The organism is Oleiphilus sp. HI0061, from assembly GCF_001635675.1.
This window is the reverse complement of record NZ_LWFE01000967.1, coordinates 1-249: the sequence shown is the minus strand read 5'-3', so window position 1 is coordinate 249 and position 249 is coordinate 1. Positions and strand designations below refer to the sequence as shown.

The 249-nt window shown below is 47.4% G+C and carries 1 protein-coding gene; it reads left to right on the top strand.

The window, feature by feature from the left end; translation table 11 throughout:
* Nucleotides 1-249, top strand: a 249-nt coding sequence (locus A3735_RS11255) for an acyl-CoA thioesterase domain-containing protein (protein WP_197485868.1), incomplete at both ends; no start/stop codon positions are given.

The following is a 249-nucleotide window of genomic DNA, read 5'->3' as shown; positions in this document are numbered from 1 at the left end:
GCCTGGTTGGGCAAGTCAGTGCAGACTATCAAAAGATGGTAGGCCCTTTCGGTGGTGTGACGGCGGCTACGATCCTTCAAGCAGTGTTAGGTCACCCAGAAAGAGAAGGCATGCCGGTATCGATTACTATTAATTATATGGGGCCGATTGAAGATGATGAGTTGGTGGTCAAACCTGCTCTATTAAGAACTAACCGTTCCAACCAGCATTGGCGTGTAGATTTTTTGCAAGGCGATGTAATGCAGTGTT